7 protein-coding genes and 1 tRNA gene are annotated in these 7,325 nt (G+C 53.1%); 3 read left to right on the forward strand and 5 right to left on the reverse strand.

Annotation, left to right across the window (positions count from 1 at the left end; genetic code table 11):
- Positions 1 to 22 precede the first annotated feature (22 nt).
- The 4 genes from pth to B9A24_RS06195 all read right to left on the reverse strand — a co-directional run bounded on the left by pth (position 23) and on the right by B9A24_RS06195 (position 2,799).
- Positions 23 to 586, reverse strand: coding sequence for an aminoacyl-tRNA hydrolase (gene pth, locus B9A24_RS06180; protein WP_084444310.1), 564 nt, complete (start codon positions 584 to 586; stop codon positions 23 to 25).
- Between the two features lie 182 nt (positions 587 to 768).
- Entirely contained in the window at positions 769 to 1,341 is a 573-nt protein-coding gene (locus B9A24_RS06185; protein WP_084444316.1) for a 50S ribosomal protein L25/general stress protein Ctc, read from the reverse strand.
- Positions 1,342 to 1,601: 260 nt separating this feature from the next.
- Entirely contained in the window at positions 1,602 to 2,531 is a 930-nt protein-coding gene (locus B9A24_RS06190; RefSeq protein WP_084444311.1) for a ribose-phosphate pyrophosphokinase, read from the reverse strand.
- Positions 2,532 to 2,726: 195 nt separating this feature from the next.
- Positions 2,727 to 2,799: transfer RNA gene (locus B9A24_RS06195), tRNA-Gln, on the reverse strand.
- Between the two features lie 256 nt (positions 2,800 to 3,055).
- On the opposite strand from B9A24_RS06195, the gene atpD reads away from it, so the two are divergent.
- From atpD to B9A24_RS06210, 3 genes are all read left to right on the forward strand, one after another.
- On the forward strand, positions 3,056 to 4,561 hold the full coding sequence (gene atpD, locus B9A24_RS06200; protein WP_084444312.1) for a F0F1 ATP synthase subunit beta: 1,506 nt from the start codon (positions 3,056 to 3,058) through the stop codon (positions 4,559 to 4,561).
- A gap of 10 nt (positions 4,562 to 4,571) precedes the next feature.
- Positions 4,572 to 4,817: an ATP synthase F1 subunit epsilon gene (atpC, locus tag B9A24_RS06205; RefSeq protein WP_084444313.1), complete on the forward strand. Its 246-nt coding sequence runs from the start codon at positions 4,572 to 4,574 to the stop codon at positions 4,815 to 4,817.
- A 253-nt stretch (positions 4,818 to 5,070) separates the two neighbouring features.
- Entirely contained in the window at positions 5,071 to 6,198 is a 1,128-nt protein-coding gene (locus tag B9A24_RS06210) for a trans-sulfuration enzyme family protein (RefSeq protein ID WP_084444314.1), read from the forward strand.
- Positions 6,199 to 6,325: 127 nt separating this feature from the next.
- Here B9A24_RS06210 and B9A24_RS06215 read toward each other — a convergent pair.
- A partial coding sequence (locus B9A24_RS06215; protein ID WP_084444317.1) for a LacI family DNA-binding transcriptional regulator occupies positions 6,326 to 7,325 on the reverse strand: 1,000 nt, incomplete at its 5' end.

Consider the following 7,325-nt stretch of genomic DNA (forward strand, 5'->3'; position numbering starts at 1 on the left):
TAGCGCGGAACAGATTTCCGCGCTACTTCACATTTACCACATTCATAGCTCGCTCTATTCCAAGCGTTCCAAACGCCAGCACGGCTTCGGCTGCTTTTTCGATGCGCAGCGGCAAGTCAATCTGCTCATCGGCGGAGAACGGGTTGAGCACATAATCTACTTGCCGGCCCTTGGGGAAATTCGCATCCACGCCAAAGCGTAGGCGGGCGTACTCATCGGTACCGATGGTTTCCTGAATGGATTTGAGCCCATTATGACCCCCAGCCGAGCCTTTGCCCTTCAGGCGCAGCTTCCCATAAGGCAACGCCAGGTCGTCAGTCACCACCAGCATCTGCTCTTTTTCCAGCTTTAGGCTGGTCAGATAATGTGCGGTGGCTTTGCCGCTCAGGTTCATGTACGTAGTTGGCTTTACGAGCACATACGTTTTGCCTTTGTGCTTGATTTCCGTCACAAATGCATGCCGATTTATTTCAAACCGTGCCTCATATTTTTGCGCCAGATAATCAGCTACCATAAAGCCAATATTATGGCGTGTATCAGCATACTCGGGGCCAATGTTGCCAAGGCATAAAATCAAGTATTTCATAACATTACGGATTGAAACGGATTTATTGGCTTACACGGATTCTGTGAAGGTGGTCTTGCTCACCTTATTCAACTGATTGAGTGCAAAAAAGCCCCCCAGAATGATTCTGGGGGGCTTTTTTGCATAAAAAGAAACGGCTACGAGATCCGGGGAATCAGATCAATCCGTTTCAATCCGTGATCTTACTTCTCGCCGGCCATCGCGCCTTTCAGGGCACGTGGGATGGCTACGGTAGCGATAGGAGCGAGGGAGTTGGTAAGAATAGTATAGTTGGTAGGCTGCACCTTGCTTACTTTGATAGACTTACCCAGGTCCAAGTCCGAAATGTCAACCTCTACGTAGTCGGGTAGGTTTTCGGGCAGCGCCTTCACCTTTACCTTACGCAGCTTCGAGATCAGCTTGCCACCCTGCTGTACGCCGGGCGAAGTGCCGATGTACTTTACGGGGATGTCCATCTTTACTTCTTTGCCATCCTGCAATTGCAGGAAGTCAACGTGCAACAGCATTTCATTTACGGGGTGGAACTGCGCGTCCTGCACGATAGCACGGTAAATCGTGCCCTCTACGTTCAAATCAACGATGTGTACTTCAGGCGTGTACAGCAATTCGCGGAAGAGAATGGCAGGAGCCGAGAAGTGTACCTGCTCTCCTGCACCGTACATTACGCACGGAACATAAGAATCAAGACGCAACTGCTTTGCCTCTTTCTTGCCGAGATTCGCTCTTTTAAACCCTACAATCTCTAAGCTTTTCATAAAAAGAGTGTTTTTGGAAAAAGTATTTTCTGTTCCCATCAATCAACGGGGCCGCAAAGATAGCAGGTTCTCTGTAAGATTGCTAACTCAAGTAAAGCACCAGCCGCGTAGCGGCGATAGAGTTGTAGTAAAAAAGAACTCGTCATACAAAGCCGCGGCGCGGCGACAGAAACGGTAGAACCTCTGTCGCCGCGCCGCGGCTTTACCATTTTACGCAACGGGGACTGTAAGCCCGTTGCTGCCACGCGGCTGTTCATCCATTAAGTAAACAGCGAGCTGATTGACTCGTGCGTTACCACGTTGCGAATGGCGTGCGCAAACAAATCCGCCAGTGAAATCACTCGAATCTTCGGGTTCTCCTGCCGCAGCGGAATGGTGTCGGACACTACCAGCTCTTCCAATACAGAGTTACGAATCCGGTCGTGGGCCGGGCCGCTGAGCACTGGGTGCGTGATAACCGCCCGCACCGAGCGCGCCCCACGCTCGAGCAGCAGCTCAGCCGCTTTGCAGATGGTGCCGGCCGTATCCACGATGTCATCAACCAGCACCACATCCTGATTCGTTACGTCACCAATTACTTGCATAGAGGCAATCTCATTTGCCCGCAGGCGCGTTTTGTCGCAGACCACAATTTCAGCTCCAAAGCGTTTTGCAAAAGCGCGCGTACGCACTACTCCCCCCACGTCGGGCGAGGCAAAAATGAGGTTTCCCAGGTTCAGCGACTTGATGTACGGCACAAACATGGCCGAGCCGTCGAGGTGGTCGACCGGAATATCAAAGAAGCCCTGAATCTGGCCGGCATGCAGGTCGCACGTCATCAGGCGGTCGGTGCCCACGCTTTGTATGAAGTCGGCTACCACTTTGGCCCCGATGCTCACCCGCGGCTTGTCTTTGCGGTCTTGGCGGGCGTAGCCGTAGTAGGGCATCACGATGGTGACGGAGGCGGCGGAGGCGCGCTTGGCGGCATCCACCATCAGCATGAGCTCCATCAGGTTCTCGGCGGGTGGAAACGTGCTCTGGATCAGGAACACAGCGCAGCCCCGGACGCTCTCATTGAAGCTGGGCCCCAGCTCCGTATCGGCGAAGCGCTGAAGGCTAAGGTCGCCGAGCTGGGTGCCGTAGGCGGCGGCAATTTTCTCACCGAGTTCGTGCGAGGCGTTGCCTGCGAAAAGTTTAACCTGCTGGGGCATGAGTTCGATTCAGTTGGAAGTCAACAGAGAATGCAAAGGTGAACAGGAAACGCTAAACGACTGCGCCAGACGAATAGGAGTGGAAAGGTAAAACAGCTACAGCCAGCGGAAAAGGGATAACGAGAATAAACCAAAAAAGCGAAAGGCGCCGTCTTCCGGGAGGAAGAATCAGCGCCTTTCGCGTTACTATAGCCGTTGTCCGACCAGGGCTCGAACCTGGACTTTCTTGAATCAAAATCAAGCGTGTTGCCAGTTACACCATCGGACAAAATTCCCATCAGCGTTGCTGTTTGGGTGTGCAAATGTACGAGGCGAATAATTCGGGGCAAATTCTGAGTGAATATTTTTTCAAACTTTTTCTGAGGCTGGGGGGCAAATAGTGGGTTTAACGTATCCTGAGTGCCTGATTGTCAATGCTCCCGAGCCGCCCAAACTTTCCGCTCGTGGGAGCTTTGGCAAAGCCGGGATTAAGCCGTAGTTTTGCGGCCTGAAAACGTTGCCACCCATCTATATAAAGACCTCCAATGGCGAATAACGGCAAAATCACCCAAGTAATTGGTCCCGTAGTGGACGTAAGCTTCGCCGGTGATGACACGCGCCTTCCCAACATTCTTGACGCGCTCGAAGTCACAAAAGAGAACGGACAAGTAATTATTCTTGAATGCCAGCAGCACCTTGGCGAAGACCGGGTGCGCACCATCGCCATGGACTCGACCGAGGGTTTGTCCCGCGGCGCTATTGTCCGCGATTTGGGTTCGCCTATCTCTATGCCTACGGGCGAAGGCGTAAAAGGCCGCTTGTTCAACGTCATTGGCCAGGCCATCGATGGCATCCGCCAGCCCGACAGCGACGGCCCGATGTCGATTCACCGCTCGGCCCCGCCATTTGAGGATCTGGCGACGACTTCGGAAGTATTCTTCACCGGTATCAAAGTAATTGACCTGCTGGCTCCCTATGTGAAGGGGGGCAAAATTGGTCTGTTCGGTGGCGCTGGTGTAGGCAAAACCGTATTGATTCAGGAATTGATTAACAACATCGCCAAGGCTTATTCGGGTCTGTCGGTGTTTGCCGGTGTAGGTGAGCGTACCCGTGAGGGAAATGACCTACTGCGTGAATTCATTGAGTCGGACATCATCCGCTACGGCGCTGAGTTCAAGCACTCGATGGAAGAAGGTGGCTGGGATCTGTCGAAGGTAGACGAAGTTGAACTCGCTAAGTCGCAGGCTACGCTCGTGTTCGGGCAGATGAACGAGCCGCCCGGAGCCCGTGCTCGCGTGGCGCTGTCAGGTCTTACCATTGCCGAAAGTTTCCGCGACGGCGACGGCACCGGCTCCGGCCGCGACATCCTGTTCTTCATTGACAACATCTTCCGCTTTACCCAGGCTGGCTCGGAAGTATCGGCTCTGTTGGGCCGGATGCCTTCGGCCGTAGGGTATCAGCCTACGCTGGCCACCGAAATGGGTGCCATGCAGGAGCGTATTACCTCTACTAAGCGCGGCTCTATCACGTCGGTGCAGGCCGTGTATGTGCCTGCTGATGACTTGACTGACCCAGCTCCGGCCAACACCTTCGCTCACTTGGACGCTACGACGGTATTGTCGCGTAAAATTGCGGAGCTTGGCATTTATCCTGCCGTGGACCCACTTGACTCTACCTCGCGCATTCTGTCGGTTGAAGTTCTGGGTGAGGAGCACTACAACACCGCTCAGCGCGTAAAAGAGATTCTGCAGCGCTACAAAGAACTGCAGGACATCATTGCCATCCTTGGTATGGATGAGCTGTCGGAGGAGGATAAGCAGGTCGTGAACCGCGCTCGTCGCGTGCAGCGTTTCCTGTCGCAGCCCTTCTTCGTGGCCGAGCAGTTTACGGGTCTGAAAGGGGTGTTGGTTGATATCAAAGACACCATCCGCGGCTTCAACGAAATCATCGACGGCAAGCACGACCACCTGCCCGAAGCAGCTTTCAACCTCGTGGGTACCATCGAGGATGCCGTTGCGAAGGGTGAGCGTCTGATTGCAGAGGCAAAGTAATTCAACGGACATGCATTTAGAAATCATCACGCCGGACCGGAAGATATTTGCGGGTGAAGTCACTTCGGCTCAGTTTCCAGGGGCGGATGGACTGTTTGAAGTGCTTAACAACCACGCCCCGCTCATCAGCGCCTTGCAGGCCGGTAGCATCAACGTGAACAGCGCGACTGGCCGCGAATCCTTCCGCATCGAAGGTGGCGTGGTGGAAGTGCTCCGCAACAATGTTATCGTGCTGGCTGAAGGCGTAGTCGCTTAAGCTGGTTTAGCTTCTATAAAAAAGCCTTTCCTTTGCCGGAAAAGGCTTTTTTTGTTTTTCGCGGACGCTGTTGAGTATGTGGCGGAGTGGTACTACGAATTGCCCTAAGGGCTTCGTCGTACCACTATCGTTGAACGACCAGAGTTTGCGCGGACAACCGCAACGACAGTGGTCCTACCAATTCCGCGCAGCGGTTGGTAGGACCACCCCCTCGGATCAGCGAAATCAATTAAATCAGCAACACCTGCGATTAATGGAAATTCACCCCAAAATCACTCCCATCTATCAAACCTCCGTCTTCAAATTTGAGGATCTGGATGGGATAGCCCAGTATTTCGATGAGCCCGGTAGCCGCTACATGTACTCTCGTAATGGCAATCCTAACTCCGATGAGCTGGCCGAAGCGGTAAACCGGCTGGAAGGCGGGCAGGGGGCAATTGCAACGGGCTCGGGTATGGCGGCTATTCTGGCGGCCATTTTAGCCTACTGCGAAGCGGGCGACCATGTGCTCTGCGCCGCTGATATTTATGGCGGCTCAGCGGCCTTGCTGAATCAGGAGTTGAACCGCCTGGGAATTTCGGTGAGTTACGTGCCTTTTGAAAAGCTGTATGATCTGAAGTTGCATCTGCAACCCCGCACCCGCCTGCTATTGGCAGAAACCATGAGCAACCCACTCCTGCGCGTGGTTGATTTGCGGACTCTGGCCGAAGAGTGCCACCAGCATAACGTAAAGCTGGTGATTGATAATACGTTTGCTACGCCGCTGCTCACGCGCCCCATCGCATATGGCGCGGACATTACCTTGCACAGCGTAACCAAGTATTTGGCCGGCCACTCCGACGTGACGGCCGGCGTAGTAGTAGCCGCCGAACCTGAAACGGCTGCGCGTCTCCGGCAAATCGGCATGACCCTGGGCCTGACCTTGAGCCCGATGGAAAGCTGGCTGGCCGTGCGGGGGCTTAAAACGTTGCGTCTGCGCGTGCGGGAGCACAGCGCCAATGCGCTAGCTATAGCTGAGATGCTGGACCGCCACCCAGTTGTGCAAGCGGTTAATTATCCGGGTTTGCCAAGCCACGCTGAGCACCAACTTGCCATTGCTCAGGGCGGAACGCAATTTGGTGGTATGCTTTCCTTTCGTTTGCCCGATGATGAAAAGCAGGTGAATCAGTTTATGCGCCGCACCCAGCGCTTCCCGTTCGCGCCGTCTTTGGCCGGCGTTGATTCGTCGCTCTCGCACCCGCTCAGCACCTCCCACCGCGCCCTGACCCTTGAGCAGCAGCAGCGACTGGGCATTACCGTGGGGCTGGTGCGTCTGTCGGTGGGGATTGAGCTGAAGGAAGAACTGTTAATTGATCTGGAACAGGCTTTGGGACAAGCATAGTCCTGACCAAGTCGACGCCTTTAAGCTGTATAGCGTCATGAATTTGCCTCCCAGCAGCATTGCAAACGGTGTCTTGTTATTCGAGCTTACCTACCGTAAGCTCAGAAACCATGGCTGTAAGTACTACTTAGCGCGCTGCCAAAGTAGAGCTTCTGACGACCAGCTCTGATTTTAATTCCAGACTCTGGCTTGTTGAAATCGGCTTGTTCTCAAGAATTGCCTCAAACAGTGTCCGGGCGGCTTCTCTGCCCATGGCGCGCGCTGGCTGCGTGATGGTGGTAAGGGGAGGGCTTAGCAAGGAGGCTATCTCCAGATTAGAGAAAGCAATAATTTTTATATCTGTTAAAATGGAAAGTCCCAGGTTCTGGCAGGCTTCGTAGCTACTCATCGCCAGGCTTTCCACAGACGCAAAAATCCCGTTGATATCCGGTCTACGTTGCAAGATGCTTTGAATCATAGCCACATCTTGGCGCTTGCTGGTTTTCGCGTATAGCACCAACTCATCATTAAAGGGAATATCATTATCGCGCAAAGCAGTAACGTAGTCCTGCGTGCGTATTCGCCCGATGGATAAGCTGTTTGCCACTGCTAAATGAGCGATTGTGCGGCAGCCGTTATTGATAAGATGATGAGTCACTGCGTAGCTGCTTTCATAATTATCAGTTGTTACCTGCGCTGTATCCAGGCCGTCATACACCCGGTCGAAAAAAACAGTTGGAATATTTCGTTCTCGTAGTAAATCCAAGTGAGCGAAATCCTGACTGGTACTAGCTACTGACACCAAAACTCCGTCAATTCGGCCACTTACCAATAATCGGGTAACTGATAATTCCCGTTGGTAATCGTCATGCGTCAGATAAATTAATACGTGATAATTATTGTCCCGCGCAACTTCTTCAATTCCATTTATTACCAAGGAAAAGAAGTGATTAGCAACTTCTGGGAGTATCACTCCAATCGTTTTGCTATCGTGCCGGCGTAAGCTGCTGGCGTGCGGATTTGGCTCATAATTCAGCTTCTTTGTTATTTCCAGTACTCTGGACTTGGTTTCCTGCGATGTGTTGCTGCGGTTATTAAGGGCTCTGGATACAGTAGCCACAGAAAGATTGAGCTCTTGGGCAAGTCTC

The sequence above is a fragment of the Hymenobacter roseosalivarius DSM 11622 genome, assembly GCF_900176135.1.
Taxonomy (GTDB): Bacteria; Bacteroidota; Bacteroidia; order Cytophagales; family Hymenobacteraceae; genus Hymenobacter; species Hymenobacter roseosalivarius.